17 protein-coding genes are annotated in these 19479 nt (G+C 58.8%); 9 read left to right on the top strand and 8 right to left on the bottom strand.

The window, feature by feature from the left end; genetic code table 11:
* The first annotated feature begins 99 nt into the window (after positions 1–99).
* The 4 genes from phoU to cobA all read left to right on the top strand — a co-directional run bounded on the left by phoU (position 100) and on the right by cobA (position 4125).
* The gene (phoU, locus tag HDF09_RS00380; RefSeq protein WP_183760197.1) at positions 100–774 is read left to right on the top strand and encodes a phosphate signaling complex protein PhoU; all 675 of its coding nucleotides are present in this window, start codon (positions 100–102) and stop codon (positions 772–774) included.
* Between the two features lie 250 nt (positions 775–1024).
* Complete coding sequence (locus HDF09_RS00375; protein ID WP_183760195.1) at positions 1025–2749, top strand: nitrite/sulfite reductase; 1725 nt, start codon at positions 1025–1027, stop codon at positions 2747–2749.
* A gap of 9 nt (positions 2750–2758) precedes the next feature.
* Positions 2759–3400 (top strand): precorrin-2 dehydrogenase/sirohydrochlorin ferrochelatase family protein, encoded by a 642-nt coding sequence (locus tag HDF09_RS00370; protein WP_183760193.1) that lies wholly within the window; start codon positions 2759–2761, stop codon positions 3398–3400.
* A complete protein-coding gene (gene cobA / locus HDF09_RS00365; RefSeq protein WP_183760191.1) occupies positions 3397–4125 on the top strand; it encodes a uroporphyrinogen-III C-methyltransferase in 729 nt (242 codons plus the stop codon). The genes HDF09_RS00370 and cobA overlap by 4 nt, the downstream gene beginning before the upstream one ends.
* Positions 4126–4152: 27 nt before the next feature.
* On the opposite strand, the gene HDF09_RS00360 is transcribed toward cobA, so the two are convergent.
* Complete coding sequence (locus tag HDF09_RS00360) at positions 4153–5001, bottom strand: PEP-CTERM sorting domain-containing protein (protein WP_221269972.1); 849 nt, start codon at positions 4999–5001, stop codon at positions 4153–4155.
* Between the two features lie 499 nt (positions 5002–5500).
* Between HDF09_RS00360 and HDF09_RS00355 the strand changes: the two genes are divergently transcribed.
* Positions 5501–6007, top strand: a complete 507-nt coding sequence (locus tag HDF09_RS00355; RefSeq protein ID WP_183760188.1) for a hypothetical protein — start codon at positions 5501–5503, stop codon at positions 6005–6007.
* Between the two features lie 125 nt (positions 6008–6132).
* On the opposite strand, the gene HDF09_RS00350 is transcribed toward HDF09_RS00355, so the two are convergent.
* Positions 6133–6900 (bottom strand): phenylalanine 4-monooxygenase, encoded by a 768-nt coding sequence (locus HDF09_RS00350; protein ID WP_183760186.1) that lies wholly within the window; start codon positions 6898–6900, stop codon positions 6133–6135.
* A gap of 513 nt (positions 6901–7413) precedes the next feature.
* On the opposite strand from HDF09_RS00350, the gene HDF09_RS00345 reads away from it, so the two are divergent.
* A complete protein-coding gene (locus HDF09_RS00345; RefSeq protein WP_221269971.1) occupies positions 7414–7971 on the top strand; it encodes a DinB family protein in 558 nt (185 codons plus the stop codon).
* Between the two features lie 44 nt (positions 7972–8015).
* On the opposite strand, the gene HDF09_RS00340 is transcribed toward HDF09_RS00345, so the two are convergent.
* From HDF09_RS00340 to HDF09_RS00320, 5 genes are all read right to left on the bottom strand, one after another.
* Positions 8016–8405, bottom strand: coding sequence for a hypothetical protein (locus tag HDF09_RS00340; RefSeq protein WP_183760184.1), 390 nt, complete (start codon positions 8403–8405; stop codon positions 8016–8018).
* 310 nt (positions 8406–8715) lie between these two features.
* Positions 8716–9501: a response regulator transcription factor gene (locus HDF09_RS00335; RefSeq protein ID WP_183760182.1), complete on the bottom strand. Its 786-nt coding sequence runs from the start codon at positions 9499–9501 to the stop codon at positions 8716–8718.
* A 3-nt stretch (positions 9502–9504) separates the two neighbouring features.
* The gene (locus HDF09_RS00330; protein ID WP_311718241.1) at positions 9505–9831 is read right to left on the bottom strand and encodes a PilZ domain-containing protein; all 327 of its coding nucleotides are present in this window, start codon (positions 9829–9831) and stop codon (positions 9505–9507) included.
* 118 nt (positions 9832–9949) lie between these two features.
* The gene (locus HDF09_RS00325; protein ID WP_183760180.1) at positions 9950–11176 is read right to left on the bottom strand and encodes an ATP-grasp domain-containing protein; all 1227 of its coding nucleotides are present in this window, start codon (positions 11174–11176) and stop codon (positions 9950–9952) included.
* Positions 11177–11181: 5 nt separating this feature from the next.
* Entirely contained in the window at positions 11182–12630 is a 1449-nt protein-coding gene (locus tag HDF09_RS00320; protein WP_183760178.1) for an ArnT family glycosyltransferase, read from the bottom strand.
* Positions 12631–12745: 115 nt separating this feature from the next.
* On the opposite strand from HDF09_RS00320, the gene HDF09_RS00315 reads away from it, so the two are divergent.
* The 3 genes from HDF09_RS00315 to HDF09_RS00305 all read left to right on the top strand — a co-directional run bounded on the left by HDF09_RS00315 (position 12746) and on the right by HDF09_RS00305 (position 18737).
* Positions 12746–16315 carry a trifunctional glycoside hydrolase family 18/polysaccharide deacetylase/glycosyltransferase family 2 protein gene (locus HDF09_RS00315; RefSeq protein WP_183760176.1) on the top strand — a complete coding sequence of 1190 codons (3570 nt, stop codon included), beginning with the start codon at positions 12746–12748 and terminating at the stop codon, positions 16313–16315.
* Positions 16316–16450: 135 nt separating this feature from the next.
* Positions 16451–18091 carry an L-glutamate gamma-semialdehyde dehydrogenase gene (pruA, locus tag HDF09_RS00310; protein WP_183760174.1) on the top strand — a complete coding sequence of 547 codons (1641 nt, stop codon included), beginning with the start codon at positions 16451–16453 and terminating at the stop codon, positions 18089–18091.
* A gap of 217 nt (positions 18092–18308) precedes the next feature.
* Positions 18309–18737: a hypothetical protein gene (locus HDF09_RS00305; RefSeq protein ID WP_183760172.1), complete on the top strand. Its 429-nt coding sequence runs from the start codon at positions 18309–18311 to the stop codon at positions 18735–18737.
* Positions 18738–18794: 57 nt separating this feature from the next.
* Here the strand turns inward: HDF09_RS00305 and HDF09_RS00300 are convergent, their stop codons facing one another.
* Positions 18795–19451 carry a response regulator transcription factor gene (locus tag HDF09_RS00300; RefSeq protein ID WP_183760170.1) on the bottom strand — a complete coding sequence of 219 codons (657 nt, stop codon included), beginning with the start codon at positions 19449–19451 and terminating at the stop codon, positions 18795–18797.
* Positions 19452–19479 lie beyond the last annotated feature (28 nt).

The following is a 19479-nucleotide window of genomic DNA, read 5'->3' as shown; positions in this document are numbered from 1 at the left end:
TGTGTACCATTCGTGGAGCCGGAAGTCATAATATTCCTTGGTCTCTTCGCCTTATTTACGTCACAATAGTGGAACGCTCCCAGATCGAAGGTCTCCCGAATGCCCCGTATCAACTTTCAACAGCAATTGGTCGCTCTCAAAGACAAACTTCTCGCCATGGCTGCGCTTTCGCAGCAGGCTCTTTCGTTGTCGCTGGAAGCTTATCTTACCGGGGATCTGAGTCTTTGCGACCACGTGAAGGAGATCGAAGCGGCGATCAACGCGGCGGAACGTGATGTAGACGAGATGGCGTACGACCTGCTGGCCAAAGAGCAGCCTATGGCTATCGATCTTCGTTTCATCCTGTCGGTGATTAAGATCAACGGCGATCTGGAACGCATTGGGGATCAAGCGACCAACATCGCTTCGCGGACCCAGTACCTGCAGGATTCTCCGAAGATCTCTCTGCCGATCGACATACCGGATATGGGCGAGAAGGTTGGGGTGATGATCCGCCGGGCGATTCAGTCGTTGCTGGAGGCGGACGCGAAGCTGGCGGAGTCCGTGCTTGCTATGGACGATGAGATCGACGATATGAACCGCGATGTGCAGAATGAGTTGATTGAGGTGATGCAACAGCATCCGGTGGTGAGCGGGCAGGCGTTGAATGCGATCATCATCTCGCGGAACCTGGAGCGGGCGGCGGACCACGCCACCAATATCGCCGAAGATGTAATCTTCTGGGTTCGCGGTTCGGATGTTCGGCACAAGCTCTCACTCGCAGAGGCGGATTGAGTGATGAGTGCGCTGGGCAGATAGAGAAGCCTTGACGTGTGGTCCTGCGACAACTATCTTAGAGGGATGGTGAGTTTGACTCAGCTTATGCCAATGGCTTGTCGCACGTGTTGTCACGACCGCGTGCGCCGTTGCCTTTGCCTGAGTTGTAGACTTACCCGATAAGTCTCCCTTTTCTTAGCAAAGCCACCAGCGCCCACTGAATAAAGTGGGCCTTCTTGTTTCTGCCCTACACAAAAGGATACTTCTCATGAGCACTCCAGCCACAGCCGTTGTTAAAGAGACCAAAGCGCAAAAGTCGGAACGCCTGAAGCTGGCGAAGAATCCGTGGGAGGCGTGGGAGGAGGTTCGCCAGTTTGCCAAAGAGGGCCGCGAATCTGTTCTTCCGGAGTGGGCTGGCCTCTACTTCAAGTGGTGGGGGATCTATACCCAGGGCGATGGTGTGGGAGCCACCGGAGGTGTCGGTGGCGAGGGGAAGGCGACCGAGTACTTCATGATGCGTATCGGTCTGCCGAACGGGATTCTCACCAGCGCACAGTTGCGCGTGATTGCGGATCTTACGAAGAAGTACGCTCGGAATCTTGCGGATATTACGACGCGGCAAAATATACAGCTGCACTGGCTGACCATCGAGGCGTTGCCTGAGGTGGTGGATGCGCTCACTGCGGTGGGGCTCAGCCCAAAGGGCGCATGCGGTGATGTTGTCCGCAACGTGACGGGCTGTCCGCTGGCTGGAATCGATGGACACGAGCTTATCGATGCTTCACCGCTGGCTGTAGAGATTGCGCACAAACTCACGGCCAATCCTGAGTTTTATAACCTGCCACGCAAGTTCAAGATCTCGGTCACCGGCTGCCCGCTGTGGTGCTCGTATCCGGAGATCAACGATGTTGCGCTGACGGCCATTCGACGCAGGGTCGACGGAAAGGAAGAGATTGGCTATACGTTGCGGGTGGGTGGAGGCCTGTCGACGGAACCTCACCTTGCGGTGCGTATCCCTGTGTTTATTGGGCAGGATCAGGCGTATGCGGCTGTGCATGCCACGGCCGAGATCTTTCGCGAACAACAGGAGCTGCGTGAGAACCGCACTCGCGCTCGCATCAAGTATCTGTTTATGCGGCATGGTTGGACTGCGGAGTCTTTTCTGGAGGCATTAGAGGCCAAGCTGGGTTACAAATTGGATCCGAGCCCGGTCACCGCGGACGTGATTCCTGATGATGTTTATCGTGATCATATCGGCGTCGCGCCGCAGCGTCAGGCTGGTTGGTCGTCGGTGGGCGCGAGCGTATTGCGTGGCCGCCTCTCGGGGGAGCAACTCCATCAGCTGGCGGAGTTGGCAGACCAGTATGGAAGCGGAGAACTTCGCACGACGATTATGCAGAATATCCTCATCGTCAATGTGCCGAACGAGAAGACGACCGATCTGGTGTTGGCGCTGAATGGATTGGAGCTGCACGTGGATGTTTCAGCCTTCTGGCGGGGAGCGATCGCCTGCACCGGCACGGAGTTTTGCAAGCTGGCGATTGCTGAGACGAAGGGCTTTTCGAAGTGGCTGGTCAGTGAGATGGAAGAGCGCCTGCCGGGCTTCGACCAGCAGATCAAGCTTCACGTTACAGGCTGCACCAACAGCTGCGGACAGCACTGGATCGCTGACATTGGGCTTGAGGGCAAGAAGATCAAGAAGGACGGGAGATTGGTGGACGCCTTCTATTTCTGCGTGGGAGGAGCGGTGGGTAAGTTCGCTCGGACTGCGCGACCATTAGGTTATCGTGCTGCGGCGGACGATGTCCCGGATGCTATTGAGCGGTTGTTGCGGGGGTATCTTGAGGCTCGTCAGCCGGAAGAAGATCTGCGAGCTTACTTTGCGCGCACTGATGACGATAGCCTGCGCGCCCAGCTTGCGGGTACAGTGATCGATCCAGTGGAACGCGATGCTCCGCCGGTCGGCGCCGGCCGCCACGCGCCGGGAGAGTAGCCTAGTTCCATGGATCTCTTTCCTATCTTTCTGAAGATTGCCGGCCGACCATGCGTCGTGATTGGAGCAGGCAATCTTGCTGAAGCGAAGATCGACTCGCTGTTGGCCGCTCACGCCAAGGTGATGGTGATTGCGCCGGAGGCCCGTCCTCGTGTTGTTGAGATGGCGGCGGCAGGCGAGATCGAGTGGCTGCGCCGAGATTATGTCGAAGGCGATTTACTGGGGCAGTTCCTGGTGGTTGCCGCAACCGATAATCCTGTGGTGAATAGAGCCGTCTTCCGAGAGGCGACCGAGAAAGACATCCTCTGCAATGCGGTGGACGATCCGCCGTTTTGCGACTTTTACTTTCCTTCTGTCGTGCGGCGTGGTGATCTGCAGATCGCTATTTCGACCGCAGGGGCTAGCCCGGCGCTGGCACAGAGGCTGCGCAAAGAGATCAATGGACAACTACCGCTGGACGTCGGCGACTGGCTGACCGACCTCGGGAATCTGCGCCGCGAGGTAACACAGACGGAGCCGCTGAATGAAGAGCGGAAGTGGCTGCTTCACCAGCTCGCACAGCGTGAGGTGTGCGGCTATGAGGCCTGCCCCTCTCGCCTGCTTGCCCGCGAACATGCTTTGAAGAATCCATTACCCGAGAAGAAATCGTGAACGCTGCTGCTCAGCCTGGAACCGTCTATCTAGCAGGTGCCGGTCCCGGTGACCCGAACCTGCTTACGCTTCGGGTTCTTCGCCTACTTGAAACAGCTGATCTGATTCTGCCTGATGATCTGGTCTCAGCTGAGATCCTGTCGCTGGCCCATGGGGGGGCGGAAGTTATCTCGGTTGGGAAACGGTGTGGGCAGCCGCGCATTACGCAGGCCGAGATTCACGTTCTTATGCTGGGGGCGGCGCAGGCGGGCCGATCCGTGTTGCGGCTGAAGTCCGGCGATCCGTTGATCTTTGGGCGCGCGGGCGAGGAGATCGGCGCACTGCGTGGGGCGAAGATTCCGTTTGAGATCGTCCCCGGCATTACGACTGCGTTTGCTGCGGCCGCTAGACTCAAGACGCCGCTGACAGATCGCAGCGCAGCTTCAAAGCTGATTCTCGCTACAGCGCACCATGCGGCGGAGAAGCTGGAGCTGACGCCGAAGTGGGCGAAGGCTCTGCCGGAGGACGCTACGCTGGTGATCTATATGCCGGGCCGCAGGTTTCGTGCGCTGGCAGAGGATCTTATTTCTTCAGGAATCGCCGGTGAGACGCCTTGTGTTGCGATCAGCAAGGCAACTGCGGCGGATGAGCATGTTTACAGTACAACTCTTGCCCAGCTTGACGATAGCGCGGTGGGTCCTGCTCCTGTGATCCTGCTGATCGGCAATGCTATTCAAGTGCCGTAGCAGGTCACAATAGGCTAAGAGACATTCCTAGGCTTTGAATCTGCGACGAATTACACCAGCTGCGCCGATCACTCCCGTCAGGACGAGGACGTAGCTGGAAGGCTCTGGAACAACCGGGACCGGTGGAGCAGGCGTGCCGGGAGTCCCAGGGGTTCCTGGAGTTCCTGGGGTATCGGGTGTTCCCGGGGTGCCCGGAGTTCCTGGTGTCCCCGGGGTGCCGGGTGTTCCTGGGGTACCGGGTGTTCCTGGTGCGCCCGGAGTTCCTGGGGTTCCGGGGGCTCCCGGGGTGCCTGGAGAGGTGGGGGTTCCTGGGGTGCCAGGAGAGTTTGGCGGTGCTGTTGCTCCCTTGCCTGGAGTGCCGGGAGGCAGGCCTCCTCCGCCGAAGACTGGCGTATAGACGGGTGGGCCGCCCTGCGGAAGCTCGGGGGAGACACCTCCATAGGAAGGAGGCGGTGGGACGTTGTTGGAGGCGATCGGCTCGCCCAATCCGGTTGGCAGGAGATCGATACCCTCACTGAGAGGGAGTTCGGTGTGGAGAGGGCCTGGTGTCTCCTCTGCAAGGAGCGGCCCATCGCTGCCGCCGTCGGGTAGAACACCACAAGCCAGGTTGATTCGGTGGAGCGTCTGTGGGCGAGTCATGCGAGGGCCCGGTGCGACAGCGGGAATCAGCTTTGGCTTCGGCTGAGGCTGGATCTTGCGCTGAGCGTAGAGCTTGGCGCGGTGCTTTGCAGCAGCGATACGCTGGATCTGGCGGGAGTGCGCCAGCTCCTGGCGATAGGCGACAAACCAACGCTCGCAGTCGGTCGATGCGCTTACGCATGAGGCAGAGACACTTACAAAGATCACCAGAAGCAAAAGATAGGCAAAGCGACGCATAAATCCCCTAAGAAAGTTCTCGTCCATCCAAATAATGCCTTGTTGGACGAACGTTGATGCTAGTGCAATCAGTGGACCAAAATAGAAGGCACGTTCAACCTGCTGGAAGTTGCAGTATTCAAGCCAAATCTTTGCACAGTTGGGAATATATTACCCTGCACTAGCGAATTGTTTTCTCTTTTTCTCTCTTTTTTGTTTACCAAATGGGAATTCTTGTTGACGTCGACGCTTTTTCACCACGGATGGGGCAGGCGTAGTGACGTCAGGCTGTCAGTTGGCGTCGGCCCGACGAAGATGGCAGGTCGGGTCGCCGTTACGCAATTCATTGCAAGTCGACCACCAAAATTGACGTACAGCACAAGATTTGACGCATAGGCACAACATTTTTTCCCGTTTTGCGTTCTTACACATCAGGATGCCGGGCCTCTTCAAAAGGACTGGATCCTGCACAGCCACTGACGCCTGACGGCGTACTGGGCTTTGCTCAGGAGATTTAAAGATGCGCTTTCTACGCTATTTCGCTCTGCTCGCCTTGCTGATTGTTCCGGCAGCGGCTTACTCCCACGCCCAGGTCTCAGTCGGTGTCGGCATCGGTGGCCCTGTTTATGAGGGCTACGGCTATGGGGCTCCGGTCTGCTCGTACGGGTACTACGGCTACTATCCCTACGCCTGCGCTCCTTATGGCTACTACGGTCCATCGTGGTTTAGCGGCGGCATCTTCATCGGCGCCGGCCCGTGGTTCCGCGGCGGCTACTATGGCTACCGCGGCGGCTGGGGCGGCTACGGCTATCGCGGCGGCTACGGTTACCGCGGCGGCGTAGGATACCGTGGAGGCTATGGCGGTGGATACCGTGGAGGTTACGGCGGTGGATACCATGGCGGTTACGGTGGTGGATTTGGCGGTGGTGGCGGATTCCACGGCGGTGGTGGCGGCGGCGGGTTCCACGGTGGCAGTGGAGGATTCCACGGCGGCGGTGGCGGTCATGGTGGTGGCGGACACCGGTAACGGTTAGTCAATCGACTCATAAAAGAACGGCTGCGCGCTATAGAGTCCGCAGCCGTTCTTTTTTAATCTCAACTGCCATCCGGTTTCTCCTCAGCTGTTCCCGGATGGTCGGGTCCGAGGCGGTTTCAGCCCAGGCGGCCTTCGGCCTGTTTGGTGGCTTCGTAGATTTGGTCGAAGGATTCGACGGCGTAGAGTACGGGCTGCATCTCGCTGGTCTGGAACTCCTGGTTGAGTACGGCGTCGAGGTCGAAGTCTTTGACCTCGCATCCTCCGGCAAGGACCCGGGTGCACTCTCCGTGGGAGGAGATGAGGCCGCTGCCGTAGACCTTGATCTCGCCGTTCTGGCGGATGAGGCCGAACTCGACGGTGAACCAGAAGAGGCGACCCATGCGCTCGAGGGCCTGGGGCTCGGTGAGACGGGCGCAGATCTTTCCGTAACTTTCAAGAAAGTCTGCGAAGACTGGGTGGGCGTGCATGGGGACGTGGCCGAAGACGTCGTGGAAGATGTCAGGTTCCGGGGTGTACTCCATGGAGTCGCGCGAGCGGAGCCAGGTGGTGGTGGGGAACATGCGGGCGGCGAGCATCTCGAAGAAGGCGTCTGCGGGGAGGAAGCCGCTTACGGGGGTGGACTGCCAGCCGGTGCGGGGCTGGAGGAGGGCGCTGACCTCGGTGAGGTTGGGGAGCTGGTCTTCGCGGAGGCCGATCTGCTGGAAGCCGTCGAGATACTCCTGGCAGGCGTGCTGGCGGAGCTGGGGCATGCGGCGGGTTACGAGTTCGCTCCAGATGGCGTGCTGCTCGGGGGTGTAGTCGGCCCAGGTCTGTTCGATGAGGTAGGGCGCGGCCACATTCAGTTTGCCTTGGGCCAGATTCAGCGTTGAGGTTGCGATTCCCATGGGTTGTTTCTCGGCTCCTTATGCCAGCAGAAGGATACATCTTTATGACGTCGCTTGTGTTGCTTTGGATACGGGGTACCCCCCGGGGGTGGGGGTATTTTGGGAGTAAAACGCTTTGATTCAATGGCTTACAGGCGGTATACGCTCGCAAAGCATTCATTCCAAACGGGTTGCTCCTAAAATACTTTGATTCAGCTAGTTAGCTTTTTATGGCAAAGGGCAAACCCCGACCTGGGCCGGGGCTTTTTTCTTTCTGCTTTGAGTATAGCTGTAGAGGGGAACTAATGCGCCATGGGGATCTGCTTGTGGGGGAATGGGTTATGGGGTCATGGGGCTTGACAGAGGATTGCCCGGGTTGAGGTAGGCGTCTGCTGAAGGACGTCACTTCCCACGAATCAGCCGCTTGTGTTCCTGGTGGATGTTTCCAGTTGATGAAGTTATGTTCAGCCGGTGTCTATGATCTGGCAAATCAGGATCTGGCAAATCAGTATATGAAAGATCAGGGAGGTCTACATGAGTAAGAGAGTTTGTTGTGTGCTCGTCGCATTGATGGTCACCTGCGTTGCTGTACTCGCACAGACGCCGGCGACCGCACCGCCTAATCCAATCACAGCCAGCGAAAAAGGGTTTTATGGAGTGGTCAGCGGCGAAGTAGTTGCTGCCGCCGAGAAGATGCCGGAAGAAAACTACTCTTTCAAGCCAACGCCGGATGTTCGCAGTTTTGGCCAATTAGTCGGCCACGTGGCGGATGCCCAGTACCTTTTTTGCTCGACGGCTCTCGGCGAACCGAATCCCGTGAAAGCGATCGAAAAAACCAAGACCTCGAAGGCAGACCTTGTGGCAGCGCTGAAGGAAGGCGTGGCTTACTGCAACAAGGCGTTTGCCGGTATGACTGACGCGCAGGGCAGTCAGATGGTGAAGATGATGAACTTCGATGTGGCCAAGCTTTCTGTCCTTTCAATCAACACAGCACACACCGATGAACACTACGGGAACATGGTCACCTATTTACGTTTGAAAGGCATCGTTCCCCCAAGCAGCGAAAGACAGGCTAACCAGGGACAGAAGTAAGATCGCGTGGGTTCACTTGAAGACTTTTCCGCGAGGCACTCTTGTTACTTTGCCAGGAGTCGAGGCAGCATGTCGCCGTAGCCCCAGATCACTGTGCCGACGATGCCCGTAGCATAACCAACGTACAACACCAGTTGATAGCGATGGGGCGGGTCCAGGATAAGCTCGATCTCTCTTTCTACGGATGCGAAGCCTTGTTTCAGCGCAGTCGCGAGCTTTTGCTGCAAGAACCCGGCGAGCCTGAACGTAGAGGCCGCGCCCACCAGGCACATCACCGAACCCGACCGACTAAACCAATCGGTTCCTGTTCTCCTCGACAAGAAGTAAGAGAACGCCGCGAAGAACCAGGAGCTTACCAGGATGACACCCACCAAGAAGCAGCTTCGGTCTAGCTCCACTAATAACGATTGTGGCGTGATCTGTTTCGGGTTCATTTTGGTCTCCGTGCTGGCGGAACGCCATCTTCAGGCGAGATCTATGGGGACAAGCGGCGGCGAGGGCAAATGCGGGTCTTCTGGAAGACGAGGAGAAGCAGACAACGGCAAAGGCAAGAACAACAGCAACGGCAAAGACAAATACAGGGATCCTTCGACTGCGTTGCTCACAAAAAGCCGAGAGCAACCTTCGCTCAGGATGACGTGGGTTTGGGTTGGGTTAAGAAAAACGAGCAGCGGCAATTGCAATAGCAAAAGAAGCAGATGCAACAACAAGTCGCAGCTACTTCAACTGCGGTAGCGAGAGCAGTTACATCTTGGCGCGGAGGGGTTGCGAGGGCTCGGTGTGGGGGGCCATCTGACCTTCGGCGTCGACGAGATATTTTTTCAGCAGCTCGTGGTGGAGGCAGTAGAGAGCCAGCTCGAGCCGGTCGGAGACGCCGAGCTTGTCGTAGACCTTGCGCAGGTAGTTCTTGATGACCTGCTCGGTGGTGCCGATCTGGTAGGCGATCTCTTTGTTGCGCATGCCGCGGGTGATGCAGCTGATGATGGCGAGCTCTTTTTTGGAGAGCTTGGGCTGGACCTTGGGGTCGGTGAGGCTGGTGGCCTGGGAGCGGTAGGCCTCGATGACCCAGCTGATGGACTGGTTGTCGATCCAGGTCTCACCTTCTGCGATCTTGCGGACGCATTTAACGAGGAGGTCGGGGGAGATGGAGCGGGGCACGACACCGCGAACACCGCGGCGGTAGAGCTCGACGGTGTTGGACTCGTCGGATTCGGTGACCTGGACGATGAGCTTGGCTTCGGGGGCCTGACGGACGAGCTCGGGGATGGCGTCGATGGTTCCGGAGATGAGCTGGCCTTCGAGGAGAACGACGTCGGTGGGGTAGCGCTGGAGAGCGGCGTAGAGGTTCTGGAGCGTTTCCACCTGAGCGACGACGCGGATGTCGTCTTCGAGCGCGAAGACTTTCTTCATTCCCACGCGATAGATGGCCTGCGAGTCTGCGAGGATGACACGAATTCCTGCGGAGGGAGTTGAGTCCTCTTCCGGCAGGTCTTCGTTGCTTCGGATTGGGTCAAAATTGACTACTGTCATAGATCAAGCCTTTAGAGAATATTCGTCGATCACAGCGGCGGCTTTCTTCGTTCCATTCTGCAAATAGTGGCGTACGACGCGGCCAATGCAGTGTATGGTGACATCGTTTGCGGCACCCATGACGGCAGCGGGCATTGCGATCGTGAACTCGATTCTGCTATCCACCCGCGGTAACTGATCACTTACAAAGAGCAGCCCGTTGGCCGAGATGTTCTCGGTCATGGCTTCCAGTTCGCCGTTCTCTGTCAGCACCCTTATGGGAAGTCTCATCGGGAAACGTACTGCGGTGCGAACTGGATTTTCCCCATTTGGCATCTGCCACTGAGCCACTCGACCTCCTCCGGACCTGGATTGCAGATAGGACATGGATACGCAAACCCGCCAATGACTGACACTGTGGAGTTTACCCCACCTTTTCCCAAGCGCCAGCTTTTTTGTGAGTAGAGGGTTACACCGGCGGGCACAGGGCGGCGGAACTGCCTACCCATAACTGGTTGCGATTGTGGTCGACGCCCATCATAAGACCGCGTCCGAGGCGGACGAGAGCGATGGCGGGTTGGAGGGCTTCGCCGTCGGGCCAGAGGTACATGATGCGGATCTCGGCCTGGGTGGGGCCGTGGGGAGTTTGGATGACGGGCTCGAAGGCGATGCGCTGCTGCAAGAGATAGAGATGGCGCTGGTCGGGTGCGATGGCGTTGAGGTCGTCGTCGGTGGGGGCGAACTGAATTCCCTTCCCTGCGAAGGAGTAGAGGGGCTTGAGGAGGAGCTTTTGGCGGTCTTCGGGAAGGTCTAAGGGGAGGCCGGCGGAAGTGCGGCGGGCGTCCCAGTCGTTGAGGAAGACGGCCTTGGGGACGGAGGGGTGGTCGAGATAGGGGAGCGAGAACTTGCTGATGCGGAAGTACCAGTTGGGATGGCCGGCCCACTCGACCTGGAGGTCGTCGCGGTAGTCGAAGGGGAGAGATATCTGCTTGCGCTCGAGCTCGTCGACGATGGCGCGGTTGTAGATGCGGTGGATGGGGATGTCGCGGCCGTTGCGATGGTAGAAGAGGCGGTTGCCGCGTTTGATGAGGGTGGTGATGTCGACGGTGGCGATGCCCAGCTTGTCCTCGTAGATGTGGAAGTCGGGGAGGGTCTTCTGGTGGTCGGGGTCGATCTCGAGGAGGACTACGTTTTCGGAGGCGTGGTGGTTGAGGATGATTTTGCTGAGGAGCTGCCAGTAGGTCTGCTCGTTGAGGCCGCCGAGGTGCCAGGTGAGCGCGGGGTCGAGGTTGTAGGTTGCGAGGTACTGGCGGGAGAGGATGTCCTGATAGCCGTAGATGGAGGGGAAGGCCTGGAGTTCGACGAGCTTTGGGCTGAGGGTGCCGTCGGGGTTGCGCGTCAGGCCGAAGTCTACGGTCATGAAGTTGGGCTGCGGGTTCTGGTTGGGCATGCGGTACTGCGCGGGGACGCACTGCTCGGAGGCCTGCAGGTAGGCGGGGTTGTCGAGGAGCTGGTGGGTGAGCTGGGCGCCGGTCTGGGCGAGCTCTTGCATGAGGGAGCTGGGGAAGAAGCAGGGGGTTTCGGCGACGCGGAAGTCGATGGTGGTTCGGGTGCGGCGGTTCAGCTGGGCGAGGAGGTCTTCGTATCCGGCTGAGGTGAACTGCGCGTTGAAGCGGTCGCGATAGGGCTGCAGCATGGGAGCTAGTGTAGCTGTTGTTTTCTTGGTAAGGCTGGCTGATCGGTGTGGGAGCGGAAGACGCAGCTTGCCCAGACGATGAAGAGGGGGAATAGCTCGAGAGTGTAGCGGGGCTCGGAGTTGTCGAGGGTGAGGAGCAAGGCACATCGGAGAACGACGAAGCCGACCATCGCAGAGGCCAGCGCGGTGTAGGGACGCCAGCCGCGACTGCGCCAGAGCCAGAGGCCGATGGCTCCGAGGAGGAAGTAGGCGAGGTTCAGGGCTGCGGAGGCGTAGGCGAGGAGGGTCTTGCCGCGGTACTCGTGCCAGTTCCACCAGTCGAGGCCGATCTGCATCATCTCGGGGCGGGGGCGGAAGAGCATGTTGGCCAGGCGGGCTGCGGGGAGAGCGATGTAGCAGCGCAGCGGGTGGGTGTGAATGCGCTGCTCGGCGAGGGCACGGAAGCGCTGATCGAAGGCGGGGGTGGCGTTGGCGTTCTGGTTGTAGTCGGAGAGTAGCTCGGCGGTGCGCTGGTATTGGTCTTCGGAGTCGAAGGCTCGGGTGGGGAGATCGTCGATGTTGAGGTCGGTGCTGTCGTAGTTCCAGTAGACCTGCTCAGTGGAGGCGAAGTCGATGGCCCAGGTGCGATACCAGCGCTGAAAGCCTGTGGGGACGGTCTCGCCGGGGTCGGTGGCGCTGCGTGGGGCGAGTGGCTGGATGACGTGGAAGGTGCGCCAGTTTCTGATGGCCCAGGGCGCGAGCGGCAAGACGACGCAGAGGGCTGCGATTGCGACAGGGCGGAAGCAGAGGAGAGAGAGCCGGCGTGCGGACTTTTGCCAGACCGGCTTTTGCCTGACGGACTTTTGCCAGACGATCCAGGCCATCGCGGGGATGACGGTGGCGGGGAGGAGGCCCTGCTCGGGACGCAGCAGAACGGAGTAGGCCATGGCGGCGGTGATCGCGAGGAGCCAGCGGTTGAACGGTGCGCTGGCGCTTTGCCAACGCTCGAGGCTGTAAAAGGTGAGGGCGATGGTGAAGAGGGTGAGGGTCTCGGTGAGCGGAGCCGCGGCATAGATGGCGGTGAAGGGGCAGAGGGCTGCGAGCCATAGAGCGGCTTTGGCGGAGCGGCGGCCGAAGAGTCGGCCTGAGAGCGCGGAGATCAGGAGACAGGTGCCGAGGTCGATCGCGCACTGGAGGTACATGATGGCGACGTAGCGGTCGAAGCCGAAGATGCGAAAGCAGAGGGCGAGAAAGAGGGGGTAGCCTGGGAGGCGGATCAGCGTTGGCTTCGGGAGGTCTGTGCCGAGGGTGAACCCGTAGATGCCGTATCTCAGCCAGTTTTTGGCGATGCCTCCATAGATGAGCGCGTCGCCTTCGATGCGGCCTGCATGCAGCACATACCAAAGACGCAAGGCGAGCCCTGCTGCGAGCGGGAGCACCGCCCAGAGAACCGTCTTCAACCTTCCTTTGGTCATGTCTTTTGCATCATACTGCTCGGGGGCGAAGGTTCTCGCGGGACGCGTTGACTCGGGGGTTTCGCCTGCATACGATGGGACATAGCCGCATGCGCAGAGTCGCCAGTACTCCTCAATGAATAGACAAGTCTTCTACGATCCACAACGCAAGCGCTGGAAGCGGCTGCGCCGAATTTTTGATGTACTCGCCCTGCTGGGACTTGTGCTGGGGACCATCTTCGTCATTGGGCTGATGCGGATGAAGCCTCTGCCGGAGCTGTTTCTGCGGGCGCAGAAGCGCAACTACCGGGCTCTGGCGAACCAGACGACTCCGCAGTTGAAGCCGGGGCAGAAGCTGCATCGATCGGCCCACCGGAAGACGGATGTGAAGCCGGGAGACGTTCCGTTGAACTCGGGCGAAGGTCTGCGTGCAGCGTATTACGTGGAGGACGATCCGGCGAGCTACTCTTCGCTGAAGCAGCATATTGCCCAGGTGGACCTGCTGTTTCCGGAGTGGCTGCATGTGGTCAACACGACGGGCGAGGTGGTCTCTTATACGCAGGATAATCGTGCGTACGACGTGGTGGACCGCGGCGGAGTGCACCAGGTGGATCGCGAGGGCAAGGTAGCGCGAACGGTGGCAGCCAACCATGTGAACCTGGATATCTTTCCGCTGGTGAATAACTACGACGCGAAGAGGGGACTATGGGCGCCGGAGGTGGGCGGGTTTCTTTCGAGCGATACCGGGCGGGCTTCTTTCGTTCAACAGATCCATAGTTTTCTGGCTGGGAACCCGAGCTATCGCGGGCTTTCGCTGGACTTCGAAGAGATTCCCACGAACGCGCAGCCCGGCTTCCGGTCGTTGATTGCGGCGCTGTACGCCGACTTCCATCCGCGTAATCTGCGGCTGTATGTGAACACGCCGGTGGGCGACGATGACTGGGATCTGAAGTTCATGGCGGACCACTCAGATGGTCTGCTGCTGATGAACTATGACGAGCACCAGACCGATAGCGGGCCGGGACCGATCGCGTCGCAGGACTGGTTTATCGACAACTTGAAGAACGTGCTGAAGACGGTTCCGAAGGACAAGATTATCTGTGCGCTGGGCAACTACGGCTATGACTGGACGACGGCGCTGCCACCACCGGAGCCTGTGGGCAAACCGGGGGCCAGGAAGGCGCACGCGAAGAAGCAGCAGCCTGCCGCTGAAAAGGTCCTGTCTGCGCATGATCTTTCGACGCAGGATGCGTGGCAGGCGGCGTCGGACTCGGACTCTCAGATCGATCTCGACGACGACTCGATGAACGTGCACTTTGCGTACGACGATGAGGACGCCCAGGTTCGTCATCAGGTGTGGTTTCTCGACTCGGTCACGATCCTGAACCAGATGCGCGCTGCGCGAATGCTGGGGATTCAGACGTACGCGCTGTGGCGGCTTGGGCAGGAAGACAATTCCATGTGGAAGATATGGGACCATCCGCTGCAGGTGGACCCGGTGAAGGAGTTGGCGCAGGTTGAGCCTGGGTATGACGTCGATACGGAGGGTCAGGGCGACATTCTTCGCGTGACGCGCAAACCCCAATCGGGCAATCGCGTGGTGACGCTGGACGATGACGACTCGGTGCCACTGGAGTACCGGATGGTGACGCAGGAGTCGATGTCGTCTTATCCGCTCTCGTATACGGTCGAGCAGTACGGGTATAACGACAAGAAGGTTGCGCTGAGCTTTGACGACGGGCCCGATCCGGAATGGACGCCGAAGATTCTGGACATCCTGAAGAAGTACAACGTGAAGGGTACGTTCTTCATGATCGGCGAGGTGGCCGAGGACTACGTTGGCGTGATGCAGCGGGTGTTTCGCGAGGGCCACGAGATCGGCAATCATACGTGGTCGCATCCGGACATCAGCGAAATCTCGAACCGGCAGGTGGATCTGGAGTTGAACCTGACGGAGCGGTTGTTTGCTTCGAAGCTTGGGGTACAGCCGCTTTACTTCCGTCCGCCTTACTCGATCGATCAGGAGCCGGATACGAACGACCAGGCTGCGCCGGTGGAGAAGATTCAGGGGCTTGGCTATGTGATCGTGGGCAACAAGATCGACACGAATGACTGGGATGAGCATCCGCGCAAGTCTCCGCAGGAGATTACCGACAGCGTCTTTCAACAGATCGAGGACATGAAGACGAGGCCGTGGAATCGCGGCTCGGTGATTCTGCTGCACGATGGAGGGGGCGACCGTTCGGCAACGATTGCGGCGCTGCCGGTGCTGATCGAAGCGTTGAAGGCCAAGGGGTATGAGATTGTTCCGGTGTCGGAGCTGGTGGGCAAGACGCGCGCCGAGGTGATGCCGGAGCTGACGCCTCGCCAGCGCTGGCAGGCTCGCGCTGACTCGCTTACGTTCTTTTTCTACAGTTTTTTGCACTATCTGGTTGTGGCTGTGTTTTTTGTCGGCGATGTTTTGATGAGTGCGCGGTTGATCATCATCGGCGTGTTTGCGATCATCGACCGCTTCCGCAAGAGGAAGAACTTTGCGACGCCGGAGTATCAGCCGAGGGTTGCGGTGTTGATCCCGGCGTACAACGAAGAGAAGGTGATCGTTCGAACGATTCGTTCGGTGATGATGTCGACTTACAAGAACATTCGCATCATCGTGATCGACGACGGGTCGAAGGACAACACGTTCGATGTGGCGCGTGATGCTTATCCGGCGGATATCGCCTCGGGGCGGCTGACGGTGATGAGCAAGCCAAACGGGGGCAAAGCGGATGCGCTGAACTATGCGCTGGAGCGGATAGACGAGGAGATCTATGTCGGCATCGATGCCGATGGCGTGATTGCGCATGATGCGATTGCGCGGCTGGTGCCGCACTTTGCCAATCCGAAGATCGGGGCGGTGGCAGGCAATGCGAAGGTGGGCAATCGGGTGAATCTCTGGACTCGGTGGCAGGCGCTGGAGTACATCACGAGCCAGAACTTCGAGCGGCGCGCGCTGGATCTGTTCGATGTGGTGATGGTGGTTCCGGGGGCGATTGGAGCGTGGCGAACGGCGCCGGTGAAGGCTGGCGGAGGGTACCACTCGAATACGGTGGCTGAAGACGCTGACCTGACGATGAATCTGCTGGAGCAGGGATACTGCGTTATTTATGAGGACCAGGCGTTGGCGTTTACTGAGGCTCCGGTGGATGCGGATGGGTTGACGCGGCAGAGGTTCCGGTGGTCGTTCGGGATCTTGCAGGCGATCTATAAGCACAAGGGTGCGATCAGCAAACATAGGGCGATGGGTTTATTTGCGCTGCCAAATATTCTGATCTTCCAGATTATTCTGCCGCTGGTGTCGCCGCTGATCGACCTGATGTTTGTGGTTGGGGTGTTTCACTACATCATCGATAAACATTTTCATCCGGAGACGGCCTCGACGGATAGTTTCTACAAGCTGCTGGCCTTCTTTGCGGCGTTCCTGGTGATCGATTTCGCGGCTTCGGCGCTGGCGTTTGCGCTGGAGCGGAAGCATCCGGCAAGCAAGGGCGATGGGTGGCTGCTGTTCCATATCTGGATTCAGCGGTTTACCTATCGGCAGCTGTTTTCTGTGGTGTTGTTTAAGACGGTCAAGCGCGCCATCGACGGCAAGCCGTTCAACTGGGACAAGCTGGAGCGGACGGCGCAGATGTCGAAGGCGACGGAGAAGCTTACGGAAGGAGCTTAGCTGGTTTTGGGCGTTTGCCCGAAGCTGGCAGCTCCATCGAACTCTTTGTGCAGTGCATCCAATAGGAGACGCACTGTGATTATCCCTATCTCACGAGCGACGAGGGAGTACGACTCGCGCTAGAATCGACGCGCTATGGCTACTATGAATCTCACCCACTCCGCCCCGGCGACTTTGCCGAAGACACCATTTTCCAACGAGCCTTTTGTCGACTTTTCGACGGCTGAGAACAAGCGCAGGATGGAGGAGGCGCTGACCCGGGTCGAGAGCGAGCTTGGCCGCGAGTATGACATCGTCATCGGCGGAAAGCGCTTGAAGACTGAGGGGAAGATCGTCTCGAAGAACCCGGCGCGGCCGGCGGAGGTGATTGGAATCCATCAGCGGGCGGCTGCCGAGCATGTGGAAGGCGCGATGAAGGCGGCGCAGACGGCGTTTTTGAGCTGGAGCAAGGTGCCTGTGGCTGAACGGGCTGCGCTGCTGTTTCGTGCGGCGGAGCTGATTCGTGAGCGGAGCTTTGAGTTCTGCGCGTGGCTGACGTTCGAGGTAGGAAAGAACTGGGGCGAGGCGGACGCGGATGTGGGTGAGACGATCGACTTTCTGGAGTTCTATGGGCGCGAGGCGCTGCGGCTGAGTGAGGCGAAGACGCCGATTCAGTTTCCTGGCGAGCGCAACCAGCTGAGGTATGTTCCGCTGGGGGTGGGTGCGGTGATTCCGCCATGGAACTTCCCTTTCGCGATTATGGCGGGGATGACGGCGGCTTCGATTGTGACCGGAAATACTGTGATTTTGAAGCCTTCGGTGGATGCTCCGACGATTGCTGCGAAGTTTTTTGAGTTGCTGGAAGAGGCTGGGCTGCCGGATGGGGTTGTGAACCTCTGCCCGGGGGAAGGGCCGGAGTTTGGCAGTGCGGTTGTTGCGCATCCGCAGACTCGGTTCATTGCGTTTACGGGGTCGAAGGCGGTGGGGCTGGAGATTCATGAGCGCGCGGCGAAGACACAGCCGGGACAGGTGTTCATCAAGCGGACGATTCTGGAGATGGGCGGGAAGGACTCGATCATCGTGGAGGGGGACTGCGATCTGGACGCTGCGGTGGATGGTGTGGTTGCCAGCGCGTTTGGGTTCAACGGGCAGAAGTGCTCGGCTTGTTCGCGGGCGATCGTTGCGGCGGATATCTATGACGTGTTCTGCGATCGGCTGCAGGAGCGGGTGGCGAAGATCAAGACGGGGGATCCGGCGGAGAACGTTTATACCGGGCCGGTGATCAGCGAGAAGGCTTATCGCAAGACGCTGGACTACATCGAGATCGGCAAAAAGGAAGGCACGGTGTTGAACGGCGGCCACGCAATTGAGACGCCGGGGGGTGGGTATTACATCGCTCCGACGGTGATTGCGGATGTGGCTCCGACGGCACGGATTGCGCTCGAGGAGATCTTTGGGCCGGTGTTGGCGGTGATCAAGTCGAAGAGCTTCGACGATGCGCTGACGATTGCGAACAACACGGAGTATGGGCTTACAGGGGCTATTTATACGGGTTCGCGGGAGAAGCTGGATCGGGCGCGGGAGGAGTTCCACGTTGGCAATCTGTACTTCAACCGGAAGTGCACGGGCGCGATGGTGGGGGCACATCCGTTTGGCGGATTCAATATGAGCGGGACGGATTCGAAGGCTGGCGGTCCGGACTATCTGCTGCTGTTTACGCAGGCCAAGAGCATTGCGGAGAAGATTGGGCATGCTAGTGCGGCGGAGGAGAAGCAGGCGGATCAGATGGGTATGTAAAGACGGGGCCTGGGACCTGTGAGAAGGAAATCCACCGCGAGACCACGTCCAGTTAGACCGCGACTACTCCCGCTGTCCGCACTGTGGCGCGGTGTACGGAATCGAGTTTGGTATCTGTGCCTTGGTCATGACGGGCCCCAATGATATCGCCTGCTATGTGGTTTCAGTGAGTGTGCTGCACAAATCTGTGGAATATAGTTCTCTGAGGAGAGATCGCATGAAAGCAGCAAGCACAGTAGCACTTGCCCTCGTTCTCGTCGTGTCCCCGATTCATGCGAAGGACAAACTTGCTCCGCTCCCGACCAGCGTGATAGCTGCAAAAACCGTGTACATTGACAATCAAACGGGCCACTCAGAGATTGCAGACCGAGCCTACGATGAATTAAGTAAGTGGGGGCGATTCAAAATCTTGAAGGACGCAAAGGACGCCGATTTGGTCCTTCGGTTCACAACAAACACCAATGGCAGACCCACCCCACCAGGCAATGATATAGACGTATCACCTACCCCCGTAGTTTTCTCTGTACGCGACCAAGCTAATAATGAACTCTGGTCTGTATCTAAGAACAAGCCGTTTCATAGTCAAACGCGCCTAGATATTGATGAGTTCAAAAAGCGAATTGAAGAACAAGAAAAAGGCAATTAGGCTTTGCAAAGCCTACTGCTGCAACTTGACGTTGTTCTGCTGATTATTCTGCGGCCGTCAGGCTGACTTCATCTGGATGAGGTGACCGGCCTTGGCTGCGGCTTCGGCCAGGACGCGGTGGTGGATGGTGAAGAGGGCGAGTTCGAGCCGGTCGGAGACGCCTGACTTGTCGTAGATGCTGCGGAGGTAGTTCTTGATGACCTGCTCCTTGGTTCCGAGCTGCTGGGCAATGTCTTTGTTCTTGCAGCCCTGAACGATCAGCGCGACGATCTGCATCTCTTTCGGGGTCAGCCGGTCGCGGACGCGGGCGCCGACGCTGTCGGAGTTTTGCATGGTGGTGACGTTGGCCCGCTGCACAAAGCGCTGGCCGCGAGCGACCCGGCGAATGCAGTCGACCAGCACGCTGCCGCCGACGTTGCGATGGAGGATTCCGTCGAAGAGCGTGGCGATCTCTTCCGGGACAAGCTCTGAGTTCTCGGCCACCAGAACGGTGCGGCTGCCTGCGGTCTGGGTGCGGGCGAGAAGATCTTTCAGTTCGACACGCAGACTGGAGGAGAGAAGGACGATCGAGCCGCGCAGCCCGTCGATTGCGATCAGGAGCTTTGGCGCGTCTTCGCACTGGGCGACGATCCGCATGTCTTCTTCGAGCGACAGCATTCTGGCTGCGCCTGCACGAAAGATAGCCTGGTTGTCAGCGAGAATAATTCGGTTCATAGGTGTGTGTGATCTCCTGCCGGGCGCA

The sequence above is a fragment of the Edaphobacter lichenicola genome, assembly GCF_014201315.1.
Taxonomy (GTDB): domain Bacteria; phylum Acidobacteriota; class Terriglobia; order Terriglobales; family Acidobacteriaceae; genus Edaphobacter; species Edaphobacter lichenicola_B.
The sequence above is the reverse complement of the archived record's forward strand: the minus strand, read 5'-3'. Positions and strand labels throughout refer to the sequence as shown.